The sequence below is a fragment of the Neorhizobium sp. P1_A6 genome (assembly GCF_056406795.1).
Map to the genome: position 1 here is coordinate 98,708 of NZ_JBFTZM010000012.1, position 23,668 is coordinate 122,375.

General features: G+C 63.5%; 18 protein-coding genes. 16 read left to right on the forward strand and 2 right to left on the reverse strand.

The window, feature by feature from the left end:
• The 15 genes from AC1D3C_RS22700 (at position 1) to AC1D3C_RS22770 (ending at position 19,180) form a co-directional block, all read left to right on the forward strand.
• A complete protein-coding gene (locus tag AC1D3C_RS22700) occupies positions 1-3,792 on the forward strand; it encodes a baseplate multidomain protein megatron (protein ID WP_477484439.1) in 3,792 nt (1,263 codons plus the stop codon).
• 20 nt (positions 3,793-3,812) lie between these two features.
• Positions 3,813-4,025, forward strand: a complete 213-nt coding sequence (locus AC1D3C_RS22705) for a hypothetical protein (RefSeq protein WP_477484440.1) — start codon at positions 3,813-3,815, stop codon at positions 4,023-4,025.
• Between the two features lie 117 nt (positions 4,026-4,142).
• Positions 4,143-4,409, forward strand: a complete 267-nt coding sequence (locus tag AC1D3C_RS22710; RefSeq protein ID WP_038541320.1) for a hypothetical protein — start codon at positions 4,143-4,145, stop codon at positions 4,407-4,409.
• 49 nt (positions 4,410-4,458) lie between these two features.
• Positions 4,459-5,130, forward strand: a complete 672-nt coding sequence (locus AC1D3C_RS22715; RefSeq protein WP_046628321.1) for a response regulator transcription factor — start codon at positions 4,459-4,461, stop codon at positions 5,128-5,130.
• A complete protein-coding gene (locus AC1D3C_RS22720) occupies positions 5,120-6,544 on the forward strand; it encodes an ATP-binding protein (RefSeq protein ID WP_477484441.1) in 1,425 nt (474 codons plus the stop codon). Before AC1D3C_RS22715 ends, AC1D3C_RS22720 begins: the two co-directional genes overlap by 11 nt.
• A gap of 268 nt (positions 6,545-6,812) precedes the next feature.
• Positions 6,813-7,247, forward strand: a complete 435-nt coding sequence (locus AC1D3C_RS22725) for a membrane protein (protein WP_038548951.1) — start codon at positions 6,813-6,815, stop codon at positions 7,245-7,247.
• A 147-nt stretch (positions 7,248-7,394) separates the two neighbouring features.
• Positions 7,395-8,531: a c-type cytochrome biogenesis protein CcmI gene (gene ccmI, locus AC1D3C_RS22730; RefSeq protein WP_477484442.1), complete on the forward strand. Its 1,137-nt coding sequence runs from the start codon at positions 7,395-7,397 to the stop codon at positions 8,529-8,531.
• Positions 8,528-9,028 carry a cytochrome c maturation protein CcmE gene (gene ccmE / locus AC1D3C_RS22735; RefSeq protein ID WP_477484443.1) on the forward strand — a complete coding sequence of 167 codons (501 nt, stop codon included), beginning with the start codon at positions 8,528-8,530 and terminating at the stop codon, positions 9,026-9,028. The genes ccmI and ccmE overlap by 4 nt, the downstream gene beginning before the upstream one ends.
• Complete coding sequence (locus tag AC1D3C_RS22740; RefSeq protein ID WP_477484444.1) at positions 9,025-11,016, forward strand: heme lyase CcmF/NrfE family subunit; 1,992 nt, start codon at positions 9,025-9,027, stop codon at positions 11,014-11,016. The genes ccmE and AC1D3C_RS22740 overlap by 4 nt, the downstream gene beginning before the upstream one ends.
• Positions 11,017-11,210: 194 nt before the next feature.
• Positions 11,211-11,645 (forward strand): cytochrome c-type biogenesis protein, encoded by a 435-nt coding sequence (locus AC1D3C_RS22745; protein ID WP_038541338.1) that lies wholly within the window; start codon positions 11,211-11,213, stop codon positions 11,643-11,645.
• Positions 11,646-11,790: 145 nt separating this feature from the next.
• Positions 11,791-13,380: a Do family serine endopeptidase gene (locus tag AC1D3C_RS22750; RefSeq protein WP_038541341.1), complete on the forward strand. Its 1,590-nt coding sequence runs from the start codon at positions 11,791-11,793 to the stop codon at positions 13,378-13,380.
• A 77-nt stretch (positions 13,381-13,457) separates the two neighbouring features.
• Positions 13,458-14,216, forward strand: a complete 759-nt coding sequence (locus tag AC1D3C_RS22755) for a response regulator transcription factor (protein ID WP_275452108.1) — start codon at positions 13,458-13,460, stop codon at positions 14,214-14,216.
• Positions 14,217-14,243: 27 nt separating this feature from the next.
• Positions 14,244-15,635, forward strand: coding sequence for a sensor histidine kinase (locus tag AC1D3C_RS22760; protein WP_477484481.1), 1,392 nt, complete (start codon positions 14,244-14,246; stop codon positions 15,633-15,635).
• 32 nt (positions 15,636-15,667) lie between these two features.
• Positions 15,668-18,619 carry a bifunctional [glutamine synthetase] adenylyltransferase/[glutamine synthetase]-adenylyl-L-tyrosine phosphorylase gene (locus AC1D3C_RS22765; RefSeq protein WP_477484445.1) on the forward strand — a complete coding sequence of 984 codons (2,952 nt, stop codon included), beginning with the start codon at positions 15,668-15,670 and terminating at the stop codon, positions 18,617-18,619.
• Positions 18,620-18,781: 162 nt separating this feature from the next.
• Entirely contained in the window at positions 18,782-19,180 is a 399-nt protein-coding gene (locus tag AC1D3C_RS22770) for a hypothetical protein (protein WP_477484446.1), read from the forward strand.
• Positions 19,181-19,262: 82 nt separating this feature from the next.
• Here the strand turns inward: AC1D3C_RS22770 and AC1D3C_RS22775 are convergent, their stop codons facing one another.
• Both AC1D3C_RS22775 and AC1D3C_RS22780 read right to left on the reverse strand, forming a co-directional pair.
• Positions 19,263-21,605 (reverse strand): PAS domain-containing sensor histidine kinase, encoded by a 2,343-nt coding sequence (locus tag AC1D3C_RS22775; protein ID WP_477484482.1) that lies wholly within the window; start codon positions 21,603-21,605, stop codon positions 19,263-19,265.
• Positions 21,606-21,768: 163 nt separating this feature from the next.
• Positions 21,769-22,971 carry an MFS transporter gene (locus AC1D3C_RS22780; RefSeq protein ID WP_477484447.1) on the reverse strand — a complete coding sequence of 401 codons (1,203 nt, stop codon included), beginning with the start codon at positions 22,969-22,971 and terminating at the stop codon, positions 21,769-21,771.
• A gap of 120 nt (positions 22,972-23,091) precedes the next feature.
• Between AC1D3C_RS22780 and AC1D3C_RS22785 the strand changes: the two genes are divergently transcribed.
• Entirely contained in the window at positions 23,092-23,655 is a 564-nt protein-coding gene (locus AC1D3C_RS22785; protein WP_038541353.1) for a TetR-like C-terminal domain-containing protein, read from the forward strand.
• Positions 23,656-23,668 lie beyond the last annotated feature (13 nt).

Sequence of the window (23,668 nt, forward strand, 5' to 3'; positions counted from 1 at the left end):
ATGGCCACTATCCTTTTCCAGGCGGCGGGTGCGGCGCTCGGCAGTGTGTTCGGTCCGGTCGGTGCGATCATCGGGCGGGCGGCAGGGGCGCTGGCCGGCAGCATGGTCGATCGGGCGCTGATCGGCGGCAGCGGCACGACCATCTCCGGGCCGCGTCTTGCGACTGCACGCATTCCGGGTGCTGATGAAGGAACGGCGATCAACCGCATCTACGGGACGGCGCGGATCGGCGGCACGCTGATCTGGGCGACGCGTTTCGAGGAAGAGGTGACGCGCGAGCGCTCCGGCGGCAAGGCGACCAGCAGTCCGCGGGTGGAGACGTTCCGCTATTTCGCAAACCTCGCGGTCGGGCTCTGCGAGGGGCCGATCGCCGGCGTGCGGCGGGTCTGGGCCGATGGACGTGAGCTCGATCTGACGGCAATCGAGATGCGGGTCTACCGTGGCGACGGGGAGCAATTGCCCGATCCGCTGATCGAGGCGAAGCAGGGCGAGGGCAATGCGCCAGCCTATCGCGGGCTGGCCTATGTCGTGTTCGAACGGCTGCCGCTCGACAGTTTCGGCAATCGCATCCCGCTCCTGCAGTTCGAGGTGCTGCGGCCGGTCGGCAGGCTCGAACATCAGATACGCGCCGTGACGGTCACGCCGGGCGCGACGGAGCATGGTTATGCAACTGTGCCGGTGACGGAGAAGACCGGCGAGGGCAGCGGGCGCATTCTCAATCGCCATACGCTGGCGGCCGGCACCGACTGGCAGGCGTCGCTCGATGAGTTGCAGGCGCTCTGCCCCAACCTCGAACGGGTGGCGCTGGTGGTCTCCTGGTTCGGAACGGACCTCAGGGCAGGGCATTGCCGCATCGTGCCGGGCGTCGAGGTGCCCGAGCGACGGGAGGAAAGCGCGGAGTGGTCGGTGGCCGGCATGTCGCGCGGCGATGCGCATCTGGTGAGCCAGGACGGCGGGCCGGCTTTCGGCGGGACGCCGAGCGACGCGAGCGTGGCGCAGGCAATCACCGATCTCAGGGCGCGTGGACTGAAGGTCTATCTCTATCCGTTCGTGATGATGGATATTCCGCCCGGCAATGGCCTGCCGGACCCTTATGGCGGGACGGAACAAGCGGCCTTTCCCTGGCGGGGGCGGATCACCTGTTTCCCGGCGTCGGCGGATAAGACCGCGGATGCGCGGGCGCAAGTACAGGTTTTCAGCGCCGGTTCCGAGGGATACCGGCGCATGGTGCTACATTATGCCAGCCTGGCGGCAGCCACGGGCGGGGTCGACGGCTTCATCCTCGGCTCGGAACTGCGCGGGCTAACGCAATTGCGCGACGAGACGGGAGCGTTTCCTTTCGTGCGGCAACTGGTTGGGCTTGCGGCGGATGTGCGGGCAGTCATCGGGCCGGGGACGAAACTCACCTACGGCGCGGACTGGAGTGAATATTTCGGCTATCACCCGCAGGACGGTTCGGGCGAGGTGCATTTCCATCTCGATCCGCTCTGGGCTTCGACGGATATCGATGCGGTCGGCATCGACAACTATATGCCGCTCGCCGATTGGCGCGACGAGGATCTTGTCGCGGACAATCCGGATGTTTTTCGGCTCGCGGATGATGCCCAAGCGATGGCTGCGCAGATCGCCGCCGGCGAGGGTTTCGACTGGTATTATGCGAGCGATGCAGACCGGCGGAACCGGCTGCGATCGCCAATTTCGGATGGGCTGGCGGGCAAGCCGTGGGTCTATCGTTACAAGGACCTCTTGGGCTGGTGGTCGAACAAGCATCATGACCGTGTGGGCGGTGCCGAGAATATAACGCCGACGGCCTGGGTGCCCGGCATGAAGCCGATCTGGTTTACCGAACTGGGGTGTCCGGCGGTCGACAAGGGCGCCAATCAGCCGAACGTCTTCATCGATCCGAAATCGGCCGAAAGCGCGCTGCCGTATTATTCGAGTGGCGGGCGGTCCGACAGCATGCAGCGGCGGCTCCTGGAAGCGCATCATGGCTGGTGGCAGGGCCATGCGGCGCCGGACGGCATGGTCGACCCGGACCACGTGTTTGTCTGGACCTGGGATGCCAGGCCTGTTCCGGCCTTTCCCGGCGATCTTTCGGCCTGGAGCGATGGCGGTAACTGGCGCGCCGGCCATTGGCTGAACGGCAGGCTGGGTGCAACGACGCTCGCCGATGCGATCGCCGCGATCCTGACAGAGCACGGTTTTGAGGATTTCGACGTTTCCGAAGTGAGTGGCGACCTGACCGGTTATGTGCAGGGCGAGGTGACCTCTGCGCGGGCGCTTCTGGAACCCCTGCTCGAGGTGTTTCAGGTGGATGTGGCGGAAGACGGCGGGAGGCTGAGTTTCCGGTCGCGCCTGAAGGTCAGCCTGGCGGCAAAGGAGATTACCGTCGTCGCGGATACCGAGGATGAGGCCCTCTGGTCTGAAAACCGTGGGCACGACAGCGATTTTGCGGCGGAGGCGGTGCTGACCTCCTACAATCCACGGCTCGATTACGAGCAGTCGGGCGTGCGGTCGCGGCGGGCACGGGCGGAAAGCCAGCGTATCCTGAGCTACGATCTGCCCGCCGTGCTGCCGGAGGAGACGTCGCTCGATGCCGTCGAGACGCTGCTGCGTACCCACAGGATTGCGAAACGGTCGCTGAGTTTTGGGCTCTCGCCGGCCGATGTCGCGGTCGAGCCCGGGGATGCGGTGCGGCTGGTTTTGCCGGATGGGGCCGGGCCAGATGGGACCTTTATCGTCGAGCGGATCGAGGAGGGGGCGGTGCGGCGGATCGACGCACGGCACCACGCGCCGCTCGCGCCATCGAACTACGCCGCTGACGCGGGGCACAGGAATGGCGGCCGCGCTGTCTCCGACGCATTTGCGCCGATCCTGCATCTTCTCGATCTGCCACGATTCGCGCCCGGCGAGGCGGCGAGCTTTGCCCGGGTCGCAGGTTTTTGCCGGCCATGGCGGCGGATGGCACTGTCCTCCTCCGTGACGACGGAAGGATATCGCACGCGGGCCGCGCTCGACCGGCCGGCGAGGTTGGGCGTTCTGGCCGCGTCGCTGACCGGCGGTATTGCCGGGCGCTTCGATCGTGGCCGGACGATCGAGATCGAACTGTTTTTCGGCGGGCTGTCGTCGGCGGACGAGCAGGCCGTACTGAACGGCGAAAACCGGATCGCGGTGAAGGCGGATAGCGGCGTCTGGGAGGTGATCGGCTTTGCCGATGCCGAGGAGATCAGCCCTAACCGCTGGCGTCTGTCGAACCTGTTGCGCGGGCTGGCGGGGACCGAGGACGCCATGCGGGCCGGCGCGGCTTCAGGGGTTGCCGTCGTCGTACTCGATGAGGCGGTGGTGCCGCTGGGGCTTGCGGCGGACGAACGCGGCCTTGCCCTGAATTGGCTGGCGGAAAGCTTAGGGCAGACGGGCGGACGGTTCGGCCCGCATGTCTTTTCGGGCGGTGTGCGTGCCGAAACGCCGTTATCGCCGGTGCATGTCCGCGCAGAACGGCAGGCGACCGGCAATGTCCGGCTGACCTGGGTGAGGCGCGGAAGGATCGAGGCGGACGGCTGGGACAGCGCGGAAATCCCGCTGGACGAGCCGGTCGAAGGTTACCGGCTGGAGCTTCTCGACGGCGCTTCCGTCAAGCGCGCGATCGAGGTCGCCGGGCCGGTTTTCATCTATCCGGCGGCCGACGAGATCGCCGATTTCGGTGGACCACTGGCAAGTCTTTCGCTGCGGGTCCGGCAGGTGGGCCGAGCGGTTCCGCTCGGCGTTCCGTTTGAAACAGTCGTTATGTTCTAAACTGAAACAAGGAGATAAGCATGGACGGCATGAAGGCATGGTACCGGTCGAAGACTGTCTGGGGTGGATTGATCGCGGTCGCCGCCGCGCTCCTGCAGGTCATGGGAATTACGCTCGGAGCGGATATGCAGGCCGATCTCGCAGACATCGCGGTGACGCTTGCGGGTGCCGCCGGCGGACTTTTTGCGATTTATGGGCGTGTCTCGGCCCAGAGCGGAATCAGGGGAAAATAGCCTCCTGAAGGAAAGCGTTACGGACCATTCATTTGCCATTCAGCCGCCTTTAGCTACATAATCCATCACATGCTTTGGACTTGAATCCTGTTTGTCTTGTGAGTGGAAATTGTAACCATGGCGCGACTGCCAATCATCGCGATATTGACCGCCGGCCTGGCCGGTTTCTCCGGCTTCGTGCCGGAGAAGGTCTCCGCGCGTGATTATCTCGTCCTCGTCGCAGGCGATTGCGGGTCGGCTGCGTCTCGTGTGGTGCGGGAAACCGGCGGCGAGCTTCTTTCCGCTCAGCCCTCCTCCGATGGCCAGACCTGCGTCGTGACGGTGCTCGTTCAGGGCGATGGCAATCAAAGACCGCGCAAGGTGACCGTCAGGGTTCCGATGTAAGGCGGGGTCGGCGGCATCAGTCGCCGGCATATCATTCGAGGGGCGGTGCATGCGCATTCTGGTGGTCGAAGACGACGTCAATCTCAATCGGCAGCTCTCCGACGCCCTGAAGGAGTCGGGTTATGTGGTCGATCAGGCCTTCGATGGCGAGGAAGGCCATTATCTGGGCGAAACCGAGCCTTATGACGCGGTGATCCTCGATATCGGCCTGCCGGTCATGGACGGCATCACCGTCGTCGAGAAATGGCGTGCCGGAGGCAAGGGCATGCCGGTTCTGATGCTGACCGCCCGTGACCGCTGGAGCGACAAGGTGGCGGGCATCGATGCCGGGGCCGACGACTATGTCGCAAAGCCCTTTCATGTGGAGGAAGTGCTGGCCCGTGTTCGGGCGCTGATCCGCCGGGCGGCGGGGCATTCATCCTCCGAAATCGTCTGCGGGCCCGTGCGGCTCGACACCAAGGCTTCCAAGGCGAGCGTCGAAGGCGTCGCCCTGAAGCTCACCTCGCACGAATTCAGGCTGCTGTCCTACCTGATGCATCACATGGGGCAGGTCGTTTCCCGCACCGAGCTTGTGGAGCATATGTATGACCAGGATTTCGACCGCGATTCCAATACGATCGAAGTTTTCGTGGGCCGGCTTCGCAAGAAGCTCGGAGTCGACCTCATCGAAACGGTCCGCGGACTCGGCTACAGGATGCAAGCGCCAAACGATGCGCCCTAAATTCCGGATGATCGGACCAAGATCGCTGACTGCCCGCGTGCTGCTTCTGGCCACGCTATGGTCGGCGCTGGCTCTGGTCGTCATTTCGATCGTCATCTCGCAGCTCTACCGGCAATCGGCCGAACGCGCCTTCACCGACCTCCTGCGCGCCCAGCTCTATAACGTCATCAACTCGATCACGATCGGCGAGGACAACAAGCTCGCCGGCAGTCCGCAGCTCGGCGACCTGCGGTTCTCGCAGCCCGAAACAGGCTGGTACTGGATCATCGAGCCGCTCGGCACCTTTGCGGCGACGCCGCTTTCCTCCTCCTCGCTCGGCACTTCGAACATCAGCGTGCCGTCGATCCTGGCGGTGCCCTTCAACAATCGCTACGAGCGCTTCTACCCGGCCATCGACGCCTACAAGAACCATGTCCTGGTCGCCGAGACGGAGGTCGTGCTCGACGGCGAAGGCCGGGCCGCGCGCTTCCGCGTCTCGGGCAACCTCGCGGTCGTCGAGGAGGATATCCAGGCCTTTACCCGCAGTCTCTACATTGCGCTTGCCGTTTTCGGTTTCGGCAGCCTGGTCGTCAACGGCCTAGCGATCCTTTACGGGCTGCAGCCGCTCGACGGCGCACGGCGCTCTCTCGAACGGGTCCGACGCGGCGAGGCGGAACGGCTGGAAGGCGAGTTTCCGCGCGAGATCATGCCGCTTGCCAGCGACATCAACGCGCTGATCGAAAGCAACCGCCGCATAGTCGAGCGGGCGCGCATGCAGGTCGGCAACCTCGCCCATTCGCTGAAGACGCCGATCGCGGTTCTGCTCAACGAATCGCGCGCCGTCGAAAAGGTGCAGTCGGACATGGTGCGGTCGCAGGCGGAGGGGATGCAGGCGCAGGTGCAATCCTATCTGAACCGGGCGCGCATCGCGGCCCAGCGCGAGTCGCTGCTTGCCCGGACAGAGCTCGAGCCTGTGCTGGAGCGCTTGGTCAGGGTGATGCGCCGGCTCAATCCGGAAAAGGAATTCCACCTCTCGGTTTTTCCCCCGGGCGTGGCGCTTGCCATGGAACAGCAGGACGTCGAGGAGACCATCGGCAACCTGCTCGAAAATGCCGCGCGCTTCTGCGAGACCGGCGTCTGGATCATCGCGACGCCGACATCCGGCCCTCAAGCCGGCGAAGGCGAAACTGCGCGGCGCTCCTGGGTCGAGGTCTCTGTCGAGGACGACGGCCCGGGGCTGGAGCCGGATCAGATCCGCGAGGCGATGAAACGCGGCAGGCGGCTCGACGAGAGCAAACCGGGCGCCGGGCTCGGACTTTCAATCGTGCGCGAGATCACCGGCGAGTATCAGGGTTCGGTCGAGCTGACGCGCGGGACGCGCGGTGGCCTCAGAGCGCAACTTCTGCTTCCGGGTGTCGCCAAGGAAGCCCCCTGATTGTCGCAGGTCTCGTACTTCAGCCCTTCGGGACTGTTGCCGATCGGCAACGCTGGCTTATTCCCTGCCTTTGGTTATGGACGGATGGATCGCCTGCTATATCTTTGCCCGAACGGACCTTCCTATGATCGTCTGCTAATGTGCGGGAGACTGAACGATCGCCGGATTTGTATGTTTTCCCAGTGACGCCATAATGATGCCATGCCGGGACCGGACCAGTCTCGGCACGATTTCCGAAGAAAGCGAGCCGCGACCGGTTTCCGACACGATGCGATTATTGAACCTCCGAAATACCGTTTCATCGCTTATGGTTGCTGGCCTGCTGGCCGGCTGCGGCACGACTTCGGCAACCGGCCCCGGAGGTGCACGCGGCCTGCTTTCGCCGCGGCCTTCGCCTTCGACCTCCTATATTTCTGCTCTTCAGGGGGGCATCGTCGGACGGAGCGGCGCGACGCTTTCGGCAAGCGACCGGTCACGCGCCCTCGAGGCGGAATATCGCGCCCTGGAAGGGGCAACCGGCGGCGAAGCAGTCACCTGGAAGGGTGACGACGCGAACGGCCAGGTGGTCGCCAACGCTCCCTATCAGGTCGGCACCCAGAACTGCCGCCAGTATCGCCACACGGTGACCATGAATGGCCGCGACATGACGGCGCGGGGCGCTGCCTGCCGCAATTCGAACGGCACGTGGACGCCGCTCACCTGATTTCCTCTGCTGCTGTTTGACATGGGTCATGGCCGCCGGATCGGATTGAGCCCATATGAGGCTTGAACTTGCGGCCAAACGCCTCAAATTCGCGTCAACGCCGGCTGCGCTGTTGGAAAGCACGAGCCGTTGCAGTAATGGGCCACTATGGTTTTATGGATCATCCTCGCAGCTCTGACGGCGGCCGTTGCGGCAATCCTCATTCTGCCCTTCGCCCGAGCCACCAAAACAGCGTCTGCTGACCGTGCCGGAGAGGTCGCCGTCTATCGTGACCAGCTGGCCGAACTGGACCGGGACCGAGCCCAGGGCCTGATCGAGCCGCAAGAGGCCGAATATGCCCGCGCGGAGATCGGCCGCCGGCTGCTGGCTGCGGCCGGTGCCGGGCAAGCCGACGGGATTGCCGCTCCGAAGAGGCGCAAACATCGGCTCGCCACCGCCGTCGTAACGCTGGTTCCGCCCGTCGTTGGGCTCTGTCTTTACCTGGCGCTCGGCAATCCAGGACTGCCGGACCAGCCGCTCGAAGCGCGGCTTGCCAATCCCGGCAACAATGTCGCGCTGCTGGTCGCCAAGGCCGAGCGGCATCTCGCCGAAAACCCCAATGACGGTGCCGGCTGGGACCTGCTCGCGCCGATCTATTTGCGCTCCATGCGGCTCGGCGATGCTGAAATGGCCTATCGCAACGCGATCCGCATCCTCGGGGCCAATCCGGTGAGGCTCGCGGGGCTGGGCGAAACGCTGGTCGCATCGAATGATGGGATCGTCACCGAGGACGCGCGTTCTGCCTTCGAGCAGGCCGTGAAGCTCGATCCCGACAATCCTCGTTCCCGCTTCTATGTCGGCCTTGGCTTGGAGCAGGCGGGCAGGGCGGCAGAAGCAAGGGCGCAGTTCGAGACGATCGCAAAAGCCTCGCCGGCCGACGCGCCGTGGATGCAGCTCGTCAACCAGCATATCGCCAAGAACGGCGGCACCATCGTGCCTGGGCGCGACACGGCGCAGGCGCCGGGAAATCCGAACCAGGCGGATGTGGCGGCAGCCGAAACCATGTCGCAGGGCGATCGTCAGGCGATGATCCGCGGCATGGTCGACAGCCTTGCGGAACGGCTGAAGCAGGATCCGAACAATCTCGAGGGCTGGGTGAGGCTGGTGCGCTCCTATTCCGTGCTCGGAGACAAACCCAAGGCAGAAGCGGCGTTGAAGAGCGGCCTCAAGCAGTTCCCGTCATCGGGAGAATTGGTGGCGCTGGCCAACGAGATGGGGCTTGCCGTCGAAGGAGTGGCCCAATGACCCGCAAACAGAAGCGGCTGGCGGTGATCGCGGGCGGCATGAGCTTCATCCTCGTCGCGGTGCTGCTCGTCATGTTCGCCTTCAGCCAGTCGGTCGCCTATTTCTTCATGCCGGCCGACCTTGCCAAGGCGGACATCAAGCCCGGCACCCGCATCAGGCTTGGCGGGCTGGTGGCCGAAGGCTCGGTGAAGCGCGGCCAGGGCTCGACCGTGAGCTTTACTGTGACGGACGGCACCGGCAATGTGCCGGTCACCTATACGGGCATCCTGCCGGACCTGTTTCGCGAAGGCCAGGGCGTGGTGACCGAAGGCGCGTTCGATGCGGCATCCCATGGTTTCGTGGCCGACAGCGTGCTCGCCAAGCATGACGAAAACTACATGCCAAAGGAAGTCGCCGACCGGCTGAAGGCGCAGGGCGTCTGGAACGAGGGCCAGGGGAAGCAGGGCCAGGCCAATCAGGGAAAATCCGGCGGTGCCAAGGGAGCGGTCACGCAATGATCATCGAGATCGGCCATTACGCGCTTGTGCTGGCACTTGCGACTTCCCTTCTCGTCTCCGTCCTGCCGGTGATCGGCGCAAGGCGCGGCGACGTGGCGATGATGGCGCTGGCGCCGACCGGAGCGCTGGTGCTGTTCGCGCTCGTCGCCTTTTCCTTCGGCGTGCTGACCTGGGCCTATGTGGTCTCGGACTTCTCGGTGATGAACGTCTGGGAGAATTCCCATTCTCTGATGCCGCTGATCTATAAATTCTCGGGCGTCTGGGGCAATCACGAAGGTTCGATGTTGCTCTGGCTGCTGATCCTGGTGTTCTTCAGCGCGCTGGTGGCGGTGTTCGGGCGGAATCTGCCCGATACGCTGCGAGCCAATGTTCTGGCCGTGCAGGCCTGGATCTCGACGGCATTCCTGTTCTTCATCCTCCTGACCTCAAATCCGTTCCTTCGCCTCAACCCGGCGCCGGCCGAAGGGCAGGACCTTAACCCGGTGCTGCAGGATTTCGGCCTGGCGGTTCATCCGCCGCTTCTTTACCTCGGTTATGTTGGTTTCTCGGTGTGCTTCTCGTTCGCCGTTGCGGCGCTGATGGAAGGCCGCATCGATGCCGCCTGGGCCCGCTGGGTGCGGCCCTGGACGCTGGCCGCCTGGACCTTCCTGACCGCCGGCATCGCCATGGGCTCCTACTGGGCTTACTACGAACTCGGCTGGGGCGGCTGGTGGTTCTGGGATCCTGTCGAGAACGCCTCCTTCATGCCGTGGCTCGCGGGCACGGCGCTCCTTCATTCTGCGCTGGTCATGGAAAAGCGCGAGGCGCTGAAGATCTGGACCGTGCTACTGGCGATCATGACCTTTTCGCTGTCGCTGCTCGGCACCTTCCTGGTGCGGTCGGGCGTGCTGACCTCGGTGCATTCGTTTGCGACCGATCCGACCCGTGGCATCTTCATCCTCTGCATTCTCGGCATCTTCATCGGCGGCGCCTTCGCGCTGTTTGCCTGGCGGGCGCCGATGCTGAAGGCGGGCGGCATCTTCGCGCCGATCTCGCGCGAGGGCGCGCTGGTGCTCAACAACCTGATCCTGACGGTGGCGACGGCGACGGTGCTGACCGGCACGCTCTATCCGCTGATCCTCGAAACGCTGACCGGCGAAAAGATCTCGGTCGGGGCACCGTTCTTCAACATGACCTTCGGCCTGCTGATGCTGCCGCTGCTGGTCGCCGTGCCGTTCGGGCCGGTGCTCGCCTGGAAGCGCGGCGATCTCCTGGGCGCCCTGCAGCGGCTCTATGCCTTCGCCGGCCTGGCGCTGGCTGCAGGCCTTGCCTTCTTCTATATCCAGAATGGCGGGCCGGTTCTGGCGATCTTCGGCCTGGTGCTCGGCTTCTGGGGTATGATCGGTGCGTTCGCCGCTCTCTGGTATCGCGGCAATTTTGCCAAGGTCGGGCTGTCGGTCGGGCTGAAGCGGCTGGCCGGCCTGCCGCGTTCGGTGTTCGGCACGGCGATCGCCCATTTCGGGCTCGGCGTCACGGTGCTTGGAATTTTCGCGGCGACGACTTTCGGCACTGAAACGGTGGTCGAGATGAAGCAGGGCGCTTCCGTCGATATCGGTGGTTATTCGCTGACCTATGACGGGCTGCGCGATGCGGTCGGGCCGAACTATACAGAACAGCGCGGCCATTTCGCCGTTAGCCGCGGCGGGGTCCAGGTGGCGGATGTCTGGTCGTCGAAGCGGCTCTATACGGCGCGGCGCATGCCGACGACGGAGGCCGGCATCCTCACCTTCGGGCTCAGCCAGCTCTATGTCTCGCTCGGCGACGCGATGGACGGCGGCGGCATTGTGGTGCGCATCTGGTGGAAGCCTTTCATCCTCTGCATCTGGGGCGGCGCCCTGGTGATGATGTTCGGCGGGTTCGTGTCGCTGTCGGATCGCCGGTTGCGCGTGGGTGCGCCGAGCCGGAAGGCGAAGCCGGTCAAGGCGCGGCTGGAGGCAGCAGCGGAGTGAAGAGGAGTTCAAGCACGTCACCCCCCTCTGCCCTGCCGGGCATCTCCCCCTCAAGGGGGGAGATCGACTCGTTGCAACGTCTTGCCCATAGCGAACATAGAGATCGGAGCGATGCCGACGCGTCTTGCCAATCTCCCCCCTTGAGGGGGAGATGCCCGGCAGGGCAGAGGGGGGTATTCTGGGTCGCTCTTGCAATGATTTTGGCTCTCCTAGCCCCCCTCCCGGCCTTCGCCGTCAACCCCGACGAAGTGCTCTCCAACCCGGTGCTCGAACAGCGCGCCCGAAATCTTTCGGCACAATTGCGCTGTATGGTGTGCCAGAACCAGTCGATCGACGACTCCAATGCGGAGCTTGCCCGCGACCTGCGCGTGCTGGTGCGGGAGCGGTTGACGAACGGCGATACGGACGATCAGGTGATCGATTATGTCGTGTCCCGCTACGGCGAATTCGTGCTCCTGAAACCGCGCCTCGGTGCCAAGACGATCATTCTCTGGGCAACACCCATCCTGCTACTGCTGGTCGGTGCAATCGCGATACTGGTCTTCGTCCGCACCCGTCCAAGCCAACGCGCAGTTGCGGTGCTTTCGGCCGAGGAGCAGGCGCGTATTGAAGAGCTTCTGAAAAAGTAGCTGCCTGAAACAGGCACGCTCGAACATTACGAATATTTCATTCGTCCGCCACCTGCAGTTAACCTCAGAGCGCCTATATCTTTGTCATCCACCGCCTGGCCAACCTCCGGCCATCATGACTGAAGAGAAGAAGGTAGCTTAAAACATGCGCAATATCGGACGTCCCTCTCTGAAGACCGTCTTGAAGACCACCACGGTTGCTGGTCTTGCCGCGGTCATGCTCTCGAGCGGCATCCCGGCTCAGATCACGCAGTCCTTTGCTGCTCCGGTCAGCGTCACCGCACCCCAGGCCCCGAGCTTTGCCGATGTCGTTTCGGCTGTTTCTCCCGCCGTCGTTTCCGTCCGTGTCCAGTCCGATGCTCAAGCCGTTTCCGATGACAGCAGTTCGTTCAGTTTTGGCGGCCGCGGCTTCGATCAGCTTCCCGACGACCATCCGCTGAAGCGGTTCTTCCGTGAATTCGGTGGCCAGATGCCGGGCGCTCCGGGTGCTCCGGGCGACCGCAACAACCGCAACCAGGATCGCGCCGATCGCAACGGCCCGCGGGGCCAGGACAGCAATCGTCCGCACCGCCTGCGCCCGACCGCCCAGGGCTCCGGGTTCTTCATCTCCGAAGACGGTTACGTCGTCACCAACAATCACGTCGTTTCCGACGGTTCGGCCTACACGGTCGTTTTGAACGACGGCACCGAACTCGAAGCCAAGCTGGTCGGCAAGGACAGCCGCACCGATCTCGCAGTCCTCAAGGTCGACGCCACCAGCCGCAAGTTCACCTATGTCAACTTCGCAGACGATTCGAAGGTCCGGGTCGGTGACTGGGTGGTTGCCGTCGGCAATCCGTTCGGCCTTGGCGGCACGGTCACCGCCGGCATCGTTTCGGCCCGCGGCCGCGACATCGGCTCCGGCCCCTATGACGATTACATCCAGGTGGACGCGGCCGTGAACCGCGGCAATTCCGGCGGCCCGACCTTCAACCTCTCGGGTGAAGTGGTCGGCATCAACACCGCGATCTTCTCGCCGTCGGGCGGCAACGTCGGGATCGCCTTCGCAATTCCGTCTTCGACCGCCAAGGATGTCGTTGCCAACCTGATGAAGGACGGCAAGGTCGATCGCGGCTGGCTCGGCGTGCAGATCCAGCCGGTCAACCAGGATATCGCCGACTCGCTCGGCCTGAAGGAAGCGTCGGGCGCTCTCGTCGTCGCTCCGCAGGAAGGCTCTCCGGGCCAGAAGGCCGGCATCAAGGAAGGCGACGTGATCACGGCCGTCAATGGCCAGCCGATCAAGGATGCCCGTGATCTCGCCAAGCGCGTCGCCGCGTTCGGCCCGAATACCAAGGTCGAGGTGGATCTGTGGCGTGACGGCAAGGCGCAGAAGATCCCGGTCACGCTCGGCAACCTCCAGAGCGACGAAGCCGCCAAGGCCGAGCCGAAGCAGCCCGACGCTCCGGCGCCCTCCAGCGACAAGGCGCTTGCCAGCCTCGGCATCACCGTCGCTCCGGCCGAGGACGGTTCCGGTCTCTCGGTCACCGATGTCGATCCGGACAGTGAAGCCGCAGCCCGCGGCCTGAAGACTGGGGAAAAGATCGTCTCGGTCAACAACCGCAAGGTCACCAGCGCCGCCGACGTCGGCAAGGTTCTCGACCAGGCCCGCAAGGACGGCCGCACCCGCGCGCTGTTCCAGGTGGCCGGCGAAGGCAATAGCAGCCGTTTCGTTGCCCTGCCGATCAATGAAGGCTGATTTCTAAAAAGTAGGTCGCAAGATCAAGGGCGCCGCCGGCAACGGTCGGCGCCCTTTTTCCTTCCATGGAGCGTGTGATGGAAACGGATACCCGATATTCTGCCGGTACCGCAGATTCCCGTAGTGCAAAGGCGGGCGCGGACGCTATTGTTCCGCACATGAAGATTCTGGTGATCGAAGACGACCTGGAGGCCGCGGCCTATATGACCAAGGCCTTTCGCGAGGCTGGGATCGTGGTCGACCACGCAAGCGACGGCGAGAGCGGCCTGTTCATGGGGACCGAAAATTCCTACGACGTGATGGTCATCGACCGCATGCTGCCGCGCCGCGACGGGCTATCCGTCATCAGCGAATTGCGCAAGCGCAGCATCAATACCCCGGTGCTGATCCTCTCGGCGCTTGGCCAGGTGGACGACCGCGTGACCGGCCTGCGCGCCGGCGGCGACGATTATCTGCCGAAGCCCTATGCCTTTTCCGAGCTGCTCGCCCGCGTCGAAGTGCTCGGCCGCCGCAAGGGCACGCCGGAACAGGACATGGTCTACCGGGTCGGCGATCTGGAACTCGACCGGCTGTCGCACGAAGTGAAGCGCGCCGGCAAGGAAGTGCTTCTGCAGCCGCGCGAATTCCGTCTGCTCGAATATCTGATGAAGAACGCCGGCCAGGTGGTGACCCGCACCATGCTGCTCGAAAACGTCTGGGACTATCATTTCGATCCCCAGACCAATGTGATCGACGTGCATGTCTCGCGGCTGAGATCGAAGATCGAGAAAGATTTCGAAAAGCCGCTTCTGAAGACTATTCGCGGCGCCGGCTACATGATCAAGGACGAGGGGTAAGCCGAGTTGCTGGCACGTGCCCGCCTGATGTTCCGCTCGACGGCCGTGCGGCTGTCGGCGCTCTATATCCTGCTCTTCGCCTTGTGTGCGGCATTCCTGGTCATTTACGTGACGGCGATGTCCGAACGGTTGTTGGCGCAGCAGACGCGCCAGTCGCTGCAAGAGGAAGTGCAGGAGATACAGCGCGCCTATGAACGAGGCGGCGTCAGCCTTCTCCTGCGGATGATGGAGCGGCGAGCCCGCCAGCCGGGCGCCAACCTCTATGTGATCGCGGGGCCAAACGGCGAAATGCTCGCCGGAAACGTCGCCGCGGTGCAGCCCGGCGTGCTCGACGAGCAGGGCTGGACGGAAATTCCCTTCACCTACGAACCCTATACCGAATCGGATCGACCTGGCCGGCATCTCGCCACGGCGAACGTGCTCCGCCTCGACAACGGCCTGCGGCTGCTGGTCGGTCGCGATCTCGGCGACCCGAGCCGCTTCCGCGGTATCGTACGCCGGGCGCTGATGGTGGCGCTGGCCATCATGGGCGTCGGAGCGCTGGTGATCTGGTTCGGCATCGGCCGCAATGCGCTGAAACGCATCGACCGGATGTCGGCGGCGAGCCAGAAGATCATGGCGGGTGACCTTTCGCAGCGCCTGCCGGTCGGCAAGTCCGGCGACGAATTCGATCGACTGTCGGATTCGCTGAACGCCATGCTTGGACGCATCGAGAAGCTGAACGAGGGTCTGCGCCAGGTTTCCGACAACATCGCCCACGACCTGAAGACGCCGCTGACGAGGCTGCGCAACAAGGCAGCCGACGCGCTGGGCGAGGATCGCGCAGATGTGCGCCGGACAGCCCTCGAAGGCATCATTGCCGAGTCCGACCAGCTCATCCGCACCTTCAACGCGCTTCTGATGATCTCCCGTGTCGAGGCGGGATCGATCGCGGCGGAAATGTCGGATGTCGATCTGTCGGCGATCTCCGCCGACAGCGCCGAGCTTTATGAACCCGCGGCTGAGGAAGCGGGCCTGTCGCTGACGACCGAGCTCGAACCGGGGCTCGTGGTCCACGGCAACCGCGAACTCATCGGCCAGGCGATCTTCAACCTCCTCGACAACGCCATCAAATACGCCTCCGAGGCAAAGGACGCGGCGCATATCCGCGTTCGCCTCGCGCGAAGCGACGGCACGCTCAGGCTCTCCGTCTGCGACAACGGTCCCGGCATTCCGGCCGACAAGCGCGGCGAGGTGACCAAGCGGTTCTTCCGGCTGGACGAAAGCCGCTCCAAGCCCGGCACCGGCCTTGGCCTCTCGCTGGTCGAGGCGGTGATGGAACTGCATGGCGGCTCGCTGGAACTCTCCGCCACCGACGAGACGAATACCGCGGCGCCCGGCCTGACGGTCACCATGGTCTTTCCCGTGCCGAAGCCCTAAGTTTCGCCAGGGAAGAATCACGGGAGGTGCCAGTGTCGGAGACCGGAAACCGGCTCGATGCGGTAAAAGCGGAGGTGATCCGCCCGCTGAACCAAGCGGAAGCCAAGGCAGCGATGGCGGCCTTGAAGGATATCGGCAAGTCCGAACCTTTCGTCGCGGAACTGCTTGGTAAGGATAGCGCGCTCAAGGATTTCATCACCGCTGCCTTCACCCTCTCACCTTACCTGCGCGACACGGCTGTCATCACGCCAAGGCTTTTGACGATCGCGGTTACCGAGCCGCTGGAGTCGACGCTGGAGCGATTGGTGGATACGGCCCGCCGGGCCTGGCAGAAGACGGACGGCAAGGCACCCTCCGAAAACGAGGTGATGACTGCGTTGCGCGCCGGCAAGCGGGCCTTGAGCTTCCTCGTCGCGCTTGCTGATCTCGCCCGCATCTTTTCCGCCAGGGACACGACGCGCTGGCTGAGCCTCTTTGCCGAAGCCTCCGTCGCGGCCGCGATCGACCACCTTCTGGTCGCCGGTCACGATAGCGGTAAGCTTAAGCTTGCCGACCTCGAAGAACCGAGCAAGGGCTCGGGCCTGATCGTGCTCGGCATGGGCAAGCTCGGCGGCCGCGAGCTCAACTATTCCTCCGACATCGATATCGTCGTCTTCTTCGACCCCGAAACGGGCATCCTTGCCGATCCGCTCGACGGGTCGGAAGTCTATGGCCGGATGATGCGCCGCCTGATCCGCATCCTGCAGGAACGCACGGCCGACGGCTATGTGTTCCGCACCGACCTGCGCCTGCGCCCGGATCCCGGTTCGACGCCGCTCGCCGTCTCGCTCGACGCAGCATTGATCTATTACGAGGGCCGCGGTCAGAACTGGGAGCGGGCGGCCTTTATCAAGGCGCGGCCGATCGCCGGCGACATTGCCGCTGGTGAAAATTTCATGCGGCTGCTCACCCCCTTCGTGTTCCGCAAATATCTCGACTACGCGGCGATCGCCGACATCCATTCGATCAAGCGGCAAATCCACGTGCACAAGGGCCACGGCGCGATCGCGGTGAAGGGCCATGACGTCAAGCTAGGTCGCGGCGGCATCCGCGAGATCGAGTTCTTCGCCCAGACCCAGCAGCTGATCGCCGGCGGCCGCATGCCGCCCTTGCGGGCGCGCGAAACGGAGGTGGCGCTGAAGGCGCTCGCCGAGGCCCGGTGGATCGCGCCTGACATCGCCGCCGAATTGACCGAGGCTTACTGGTTCCTGCGCGATGTCGAACACCGCATCCAGATGGTCCGCGACGAGCAGACCCATAATTTGCCGGAAACCGAGCCCGAACTGAAGCGCATCGCCTTGATGCTTGGTTTCGCCGATACCGCCGGTTTTTCCGCAAGGCTCGAATATGTGCTGAAGACCGTCGAGAAACGTTATTCGCGGCTGTTCGAGCAGGAGGCAAAGCTGTCCGGTGGCGACGGCAATCTCGTCTTTACCGGGCAGCAGGACGATCCGGGCACGCTGAAGACGCTTGCCTCTCTCGGCTTCGAACGGCCGGCCGACATTTCCCGCGTTATCCGCACCTGGCATTACGGCCGCTATCGCGCCACCCAATCCGCCGAGGCACGCGAGCGGCTGACCGAGCTGATGCCGGCACTGCTGATGGCGTTCGGCGAGAGCAAACGTGCCGACGAGGCGCTGCTGCGGTTCGACAGCTTCCTGAAAGGCCTGCCGTCCGGCATCCAGCTCTTCTCCCTGATCGGTAACAATCCGCCGCTCTTGGCGCTGATCGTCACGATCATGTCCTCGGCGCCGCGGCTTGCCGATATCATCGCCTCAAAGCCGCATGTCTTCGACGGCATGCTCGACCCCGGCCTGATGGCCGAACTGCCGACCCGCGATTATCTCTCCTATCGCCTGGCGGCATTCCTCACCGCCGGCCGGCATTACGAGGAAAAACTCGACCGGCTGCGCATCTTTGCGGCAGAGCAGCGATTCCTGATCGGCATCCGGCTGCTGACGGGGGCGATCTCAGGTGTCCAGGCGGCCCGCGCCTTCACCCATCTCGCCGACCTGCTGATCGACGCCGCCCTGAAGGCGGTGACCGCAGAAATCCGCAGCGCCCACGGCCTCTATCCGGGCGGCCGCGTCGCCGTCATGGGCATGGGCAAGCTCGGAAGTTTCGAGCTGACCGCCGGTTCCGACGTCGACCTCATCCTGCTCTACGACTATGACAATGAAGCCACGGAAAGCGAAGGCGACAAGCCGCTCGATTCCAGCCGTTATTTTACCCGCCTGACCCAACGGCTGATCGCGGCACTTTCAGCGCCAATGGCCGAGGGCGTGATCTTCGAGGTCGATCTTCGCCTGAGACCCTCCGGAAACAAGGGGCCGGTCGCCACCCGCATCAACGCCTTCGGCAAATACCAGCGCGAAGAGGCCTGGACCTGGGAACACATGGCGCTTACCCGCGCCCGGCTGATCTGCGGCGAGGAAAGCCTCGCCGACGAAGCGAAGGGCATGATCGGCGAAGTGCTGTCGACCAAGCCCGATATCGCCAGGATCGCCAAGGACGTGGCCGAGATGCGCGCGCTGATCGACAAGGAAAAGCCGCCGCGTGACATCTGGGATTTCAAGCTCATTCCAGGCGGCCTGATCGATATCGAGTTCATCGCCCAGTATCTGCGCCTGATTGCGCCAGCCAAAGGCGTAGCGCCCGATACCTACGGGTTCAGCACCGAGGAAGCCCTGAAGGCGCTCGGCGAAAAACTGATGAAGCCCGGCGATCTCGATACCTGCATCGAAGCGCTACGGCTATTTACCGAACTGTCGCAGATCGTCCGGCTCTGCGTCGATGGACCTTTTGATCCAGGTGATGCACCCGCCGGGCTTGTCGAGCGCGTCTGCCGGGCAGGGGATTGCCCGGATATCAGGACGCTGGAGGGCGAGGTGAAGCGTCTGTCGAAGGCGGTGCGGGCGGTGTTTCAGACCGTTATGGCAAAGTGAGGGGACGTATTGCTCGGTATTTGGCAGCAACCGCCAACACGACTAACAATGATAGCTCCACAGCAGCCCCGTGGATGTCTCGTTAGCGCCCGCTGCATCGGTCACTTCCTTGTTCTTTACATATGGGGATGCCATATTGAGAAGGAGTAGAGGATTTTCGAAGTGAGTGAAAACGAAGAGACAAAGTTGCTGGCGCTGATGGAAGCGATGTTCAATGGTCAAAAAAGAACGTTGGGCATGGTTGAAGCCGCCATTGAAAAATTTGGCTCGGTTGAGACAGAGATTACCAAGCTCAATCGCAAGATGAATGCTTTGCATGAGCTCGCACTTCGGCAGCACAGTGAGACTTCGGGAAGGCTCGAGGCAATCTCTTCAAGACTGGAAGAAACCGAGAGACTTCTCGATGACCGTGCTCGTGATCTTAGCCGGACCCAAATCGATGTCGTGGGTCAGTACAACGAAGTTTTGACCGCCTTGCAGGACGCGTCACATGCGTCTCGACTCGCCGAGGAGGTCAGTTCGAGGTTGACCGAAGTAGAGAACAAGATCTCCCATATGTAAGAAGATCTTTTTGGCGGTTGATGCCCGATAGCACTTCCTGGCAGAAGGCCGGGGGCGAGCTGAAGGCAAAGCCCTCGGCAATTCACGCCACCCGCTTGCGACTAACCAGCATGGGCTGGTCAGGGATCAGCAGCGAGACGACGGTGCCTTCGCCGACCCGTGAACGGATCCGCATCTTGCCGCCGTGCAGGCCGATCAGCGAGCGGGAAATGGCAAGCCCCAATCCCGAACCGCCCTTGCTCTTGGCATATTGGCTCTGCACCTGCTCAAACGGCTGGCCGATCTTGTTGAGCGCGTCCATCGGAATGCCGATGCCGGTGTCGGCGATGGTCAGCAGCACCCCTTTTTCCAGTTTGCGGGCTCGCAACTCGATCCTGCCGCCGTGGTTGGTGAATTTCACAGCGTTGGAGAGAATGTTGAGCATCACCTGTTTCAGCGCGCGGCGGTCGGCCACCATGTGGAGGCTGTCGCACAGGCGCTGATGGATGGCGATCTCCTTGTCCTGGGCGGAAATCGTGGTCAGCCGCAGGCTTTCCTCGATCAGCGGCTTCAGGTCAACCGCCTCGCACTGAATGCGCATATGGCCGGCCTCGATCTTCGACATGTCGAGGATGTCGTTGATGACATTGAGCAGATGTTTGCCGCTGTCGTGGATGTCCTTGGAATATTCCGAATATTTCGGCGAACCGAGCGGCCCGAACATGCCGTTGGCGAGGATTTCCGAGAAGCCGAGGATCGCATTGAGCGGCGTTCTGAGCTCGTGCGACATGTTGGCGAGGAATTCCGACTTGGCCTTGTTGGCGGCCTCGGCGCGTTCCTTCTCCGCCTGATAGTTGGCATTGGCGACCGAGAGCTCGGATTTCTGGCGCTCCAGCTTCTTCTGCGAGGAGGAAAGGTCGCCGATCGTCGCCATCAGCCGGCGCTCGCTGTCGCGCAGCCGCTCCTGGTGGCGTTTCAGCAGGGTGATGTCGGTGCCGACCGAGACCAGGCCACCGTCGCGGGTGCGGCGCTCGTTGATCTGCAGCCAGCGCTCGTCGGCGAGCTGCACTTCGGTGGTCCGCGAAAGGCCGCTGCCGTCCGGATCGGTGACGCGGCGTTCGATCACCGGGCGGGCGGCAGCCGAATTGACCGCGTGCCGTTCGGTGCCGGGCACCAGCACGCTGTCCGGCAGGCCGTATGCCTGCTGAAAATGGGTGTTGCACATCACCAGCCGGTCGTTCTTGTCCCACAGCACGAAGGCTTCCGACGTGCATTCGATCGCATCCGCAAGGCGCTGGTCGGCTTCGGCGTAACGCTGGGCGAGGCGATGCTGTTCGGTCACGTCCATGGCGATGCCGATGACATGGGTGCGGCCCTGGCTGGTCTTCACCAGCTGGGCGCGGGCGCGCATCCACACGTAATGGCCGGCCGCATGGCGCATGCGAAAAACCTGGTCGACCTGCTTGGCATTGCCGCGGCTGATGGCGCGGGCGAGCGCATAGATGTTGCCGTCGGTCGGGTGCATCATCCGCGCCGCGTCGGTAAACGAGATCACGTTGCCGGCAGGCGGCAGGCCGAGCATCTCGTACATCGATCCCGACCAGAACAGGCGCCGGTTGCTGACGTCGAAATCCCACAGCCCGCAACGGCCGCGCGACAATGCGGTCTCGATACGCAGATTGGATTCGACGAAGGTCTCGTCGGCCTCGCGGGCGCGTTTCACCTGCATGTAATAGGCGTAGAGGATGATCAGCAGGATCGCCGAGATGCCGGTGAAAAGCGTGACGTTGAGCGAGACGTCGTGCCGCCATGCAAGATTGATGCTCTCCAGCGAATAGGCCGCCACGATCAGCACACCTTCGGTGCCGACCGCCTCGATGGCCGCGTAATGCGGAATTTCGCCGAAATAGGTCTCGATCACGCCGCTCTCGTCGCCGAACCGCCTGAGCGCGGCGGTCTCCGGCAGGACGGAGGTCAGGCGCCTGCCGATATAGCTGGTCGCCTGCTTGGTGCCGCCGAAGATACGGCCGGTTTCGTCGACGAAAAGAAAGAACGCGTCCGCCCCCAGCCGCTCCTGCGGCAGGAAGGCGGCGAGGCGTTTTTCCGCTGCAGCGCGGTCGCGGCCGATGAGCGCCGTCGCATCACCGGCAAAGGCAGCACTTGCAGTGGCCGCCATCAGAGCGGTCGATTGCCGAGCGGCGTTTTCCATCCGCGTGTATTCGGAGACGATGCCGAGGACGCGGGAGGCAGCGACAACGGTGAGGAATGCGATGATGAGAAGAGGGATCGAACGCTTGAGAACCAGCTCCACCCGCGGCAGCTGCCGTGCGATGGGTTTAACGGAAAGCCGCGCCTCGTCAGGAATGACCCGCCGCAAATTTCCAAGGCTCGGAAACTTAAGACGCAGCCGCCCCTCGGCCGCGGTTGCCCGCTGCACGTCCGACATGGTTTTCATGGTGTCCCTCATGGTGATTCGGCGCGCCGCTCGCCCGAATCTGCCTTAATGAATCATTAGTGATTCTTCGTGTCCAGAGGCTTGCTAAGGTTTTTTTAACGTTTTGATTCAATTGCGAATCGGAAGAGTCCCGCAGGGCGGCAAACCGGCCGTCTCAGGAGACAGCCGGGCTTTCGGAAAGGCTGGTGCGGGTGGCCGCGATCGAAATCACCGCCAGCGTGATGATTGCACTGCCATAGACATACGCGGTATTGGAGAGGCCGAGCGTAGGCGCGATCAGTCCTGCGGCAATCGCGGGGATCGAGAAAGCGAGGTAGCTCTCGACCAGGAAGGCCGCGAACAGGCCGGCCCGTTCGTGGCTTTCGGCAAGCGGCAGGACGATTTTCAGAATGTTCGAGAAGATCGATCCGAAGCCGAGGCCGGCGGCCGCCGTGCCGAGGAAGAGGAGCCCGACGGCCTCAAGGTATATCCCGGAGAGCGTGATCAGGACGCCGATGATCAGCGTGGTCGCGCCGGTGAAGAGAACCCGCTGGGGCGCCCATGTGCGGAAGATGAAGACCGAGGCGGTGGCGCTGAGCATCAGCGCGGCGACGACCGTGCCGCCGACGAACGGTGAGGTAATGCCGGTCACAACGGCGACCAGCGTCGGCATCAGCGACAGATAGAAGCCCCCGAGCGCCCATCCGGCGATATTGACCGGCGTGACCTTCAGAAGCGTCGCGCGGGCCCGCTGCGGTACGCTGATATGCGGGCGCATGGCGGCGAGCGCTCCTGGCCGTCCGGTGATCGTCTCCGGCATGAAGGCAAGCGCGATGATGCCGGCCACCGTTGCGATGAAAAGAAGCGCGTAGATGAGATGCGTCGGCGCGGGCGCGAAAGCGACGAGCGTGCCGGCGGCAAGCGTACCGACCATCAGGCCGAGAAAGGCGGTGATGCTGTTGAGCGTCGAGCCTCTGCGCTTGTCGGTATCGAGGATCGTCGCCCCGAAGGTCGGAAAGGCGATGCCGGTCGCGAAACCCTGGACGATACGGCCGACGAGCAGCGTCGTGCCCGACTCAGCCAGCATGAAGACGATCAGCGCCGCGGCGTTGAAGATCAGCGCCAGCAGGATCAGCGGCCGGCGGCCGAGATAGTCCGAAAGCCCGCCGACCGTTAGAAGCGCCGCGAGCAGCGCGAAAGAATAGGAACCGAAGATCAGGGTGATCATCGCCGGGGAGAGATGAAAGAGCTGCTGGTAGAGATGGTAGAGCGGCGTCGGTGCGCTGCTGGTCGCGGAGATCAGCACCGCGAAGATGAAACTGTAGACCGTCATCCGGAAAGCGGCTGGGGAATTGGGCGAGGGGAGGATACTGCTCATGGCGGTTCACCTTAACGCAATTTTTTAGCGTTAGCCGGATATAGTTGCATTGCCGGATTAATGCAATATCTTTGCATTAAGGAATTTCATATTCCGGCATTTGCCGGCAAGGAGAACAAAATGGCCAGGGAAATGGTGCGCCAGGGTGGGCGCAGTGCGCGCATCCAGTCGGAGGTGCATCGCACGGTACGGGATATGCTGAAGACCATGGATCGCGGCGCGATCACTGTGCCGATGATCGCCGAAAAATCCGGTGTGACGCCGTCGACCATCTATCGCCGCTGGGGTGATCTGTCCGAACTGTTGGCGGATGTCGCGGTTGCGCGCATGCGGCCGGTTGCCGACCCGGAAGACACCGGCGCGATGGGGTCCGACCTCGAAACCTTCATTCTCCAATATGCCGAGGAAATGTCATCCAAGGTTGGCCGCTCGATGCTGGCGGACGTGCTGGGTAGCATGGAAGGCGCCGCGGCGGGCCGTTGCTGCCAGTTCACCTATGATCACCTGGAGACCTTGCGCGAGCGCGCCCTGACGCGCGGCGAGAAAGCCTTCGACGTGAGCGCAGCGATCGACGCCGTCATCGCGCCGATCATCTACCACATCCTCTTCCGCGACCGCGAACTGACGATCGACTATTGCCGCTCGCTGGTCTCCCGCTTCCTGGAAAAATGCGCCGGCGCTTGAAGCCGGCGCTTCA

Excerpts from the sequence above, each read along its gene's own strand:
- AC1D3C_RS22710 (WP_038541320.1), top strand. The coding sequence starts at position 4,143 with ATGGCGCGACTGCCAATCATCGCGATATTGACCGCCGGCCTGGCCGGT.
- AC1D3C_RS22745 (WP_038541338.1), top strand. The coding sequence starts at position 11,211 with ATGATTTTGGCTCTCCTAGCCCCCCTCCCGGCCTTCGCCGTCAACCCC.
- AC1D3C_RS22715 (WP_046628321.1), top strand. The coding sequence starts at position 4,459 with ATGCGCATTCTGGTGGTCGAAGACGACGTCAATCTCAATCGGCAGCTC.
- AC1D3C_RS22780 (WP_477484447.1), bottom strand. The coding sequence starts at position 22,971 with ATGAGCAGTATCCTCCCCTCGCCCAATTCCCCAGCCGCTTTCCGGATG.
- AC1D3C_RS22725 (WP_038548951.1), top strand. The coding sequence starts at position 6,813 with ATGCGATTATTGAACCTCCGAAATACCGTTTCATCGCTTATGGTTGCT.
- AC1D3C_RS22740 (WP_477484444.1), top strand. The coding sequence starts at position 9,025 with ATGATCATCGAGATCGGCCATTACGCGCTTGTGCTGGCACTTGCGACT.
- AC1D3C_RS22785 (WP_038541353.1), top strand. The coding sequence starts at position 23,092 with ATGGCCAGGGAAATGGTGCGCCAGGGTGGGCGCAGTGCGCGCATCCAG.
- AC1D3C_RS22705 (WP_477484440.1), top strand. The coding sequence starts at position 3,813 with ATGGACGGCATGAAGGCATGGTACCGGTCGAAGACTGTCTGGGGTGGA.
- AC1D3C_RS22755 (WP_275452108.1), top strand. The coding sequence starts at position 13,458 with ATGGAAACGGATACCCGATATTCTGCCGGTACCGCAGATTCCCGTAGT.
- ccmE (WP_477484443.1), top strand. The coding sequence starts at position 8,528 with ATGACCCGCAAACAGAAGCGGCTGGCGGTGATCGCGGGCGGCATGAGC.
- ccmI (WP_477484442.1), top strand. The coding sequence starts at position 7,395 with ATGGTTTTATGGATCATCCTCGCAGCTCTGACGGCGGCCGTTGCGGCA.
- AC1D3C_RS22775 (WP_477484482.1), bottom strand. The coding sequence starts at position 21,605 with ATGTCGGACGTGCAGCGGGCAACCGCGGCCGAGGGGCGGCTGCGTCTT.
- AC1D3C_RS22760 (WP_477484481.1), top strand. The coding sequence starts at position 14,244 with ATGTTCCGCTCGACGGCCGTGCGGCTGTCGGCGCTCTATATCCTGCTC.
- AC1D3C_RS22750 (WP_038541341.1), top strand. The coding sequence starts at position 11,791 with ATGCGCAATATCGGACGTCCCTCTCTGAAGACCGTCTTGAAGACCACC.
- AC1D3C_RS22700 (WP_477484439.1), top strand. The coding sequence starts at position 1 with ATGGCCACTATCCTTTTCCAGGCGGCGGGTGCGGCGCTCGGCAGTGTG.
- AC1D3C_RS22720 (WP_477484441.1), top strand. The coding sequence starts at position 5,120 with ATGCGCCCTAAATTCCGGATGATCGGACCAAGATCGCTGACTGCCCGC.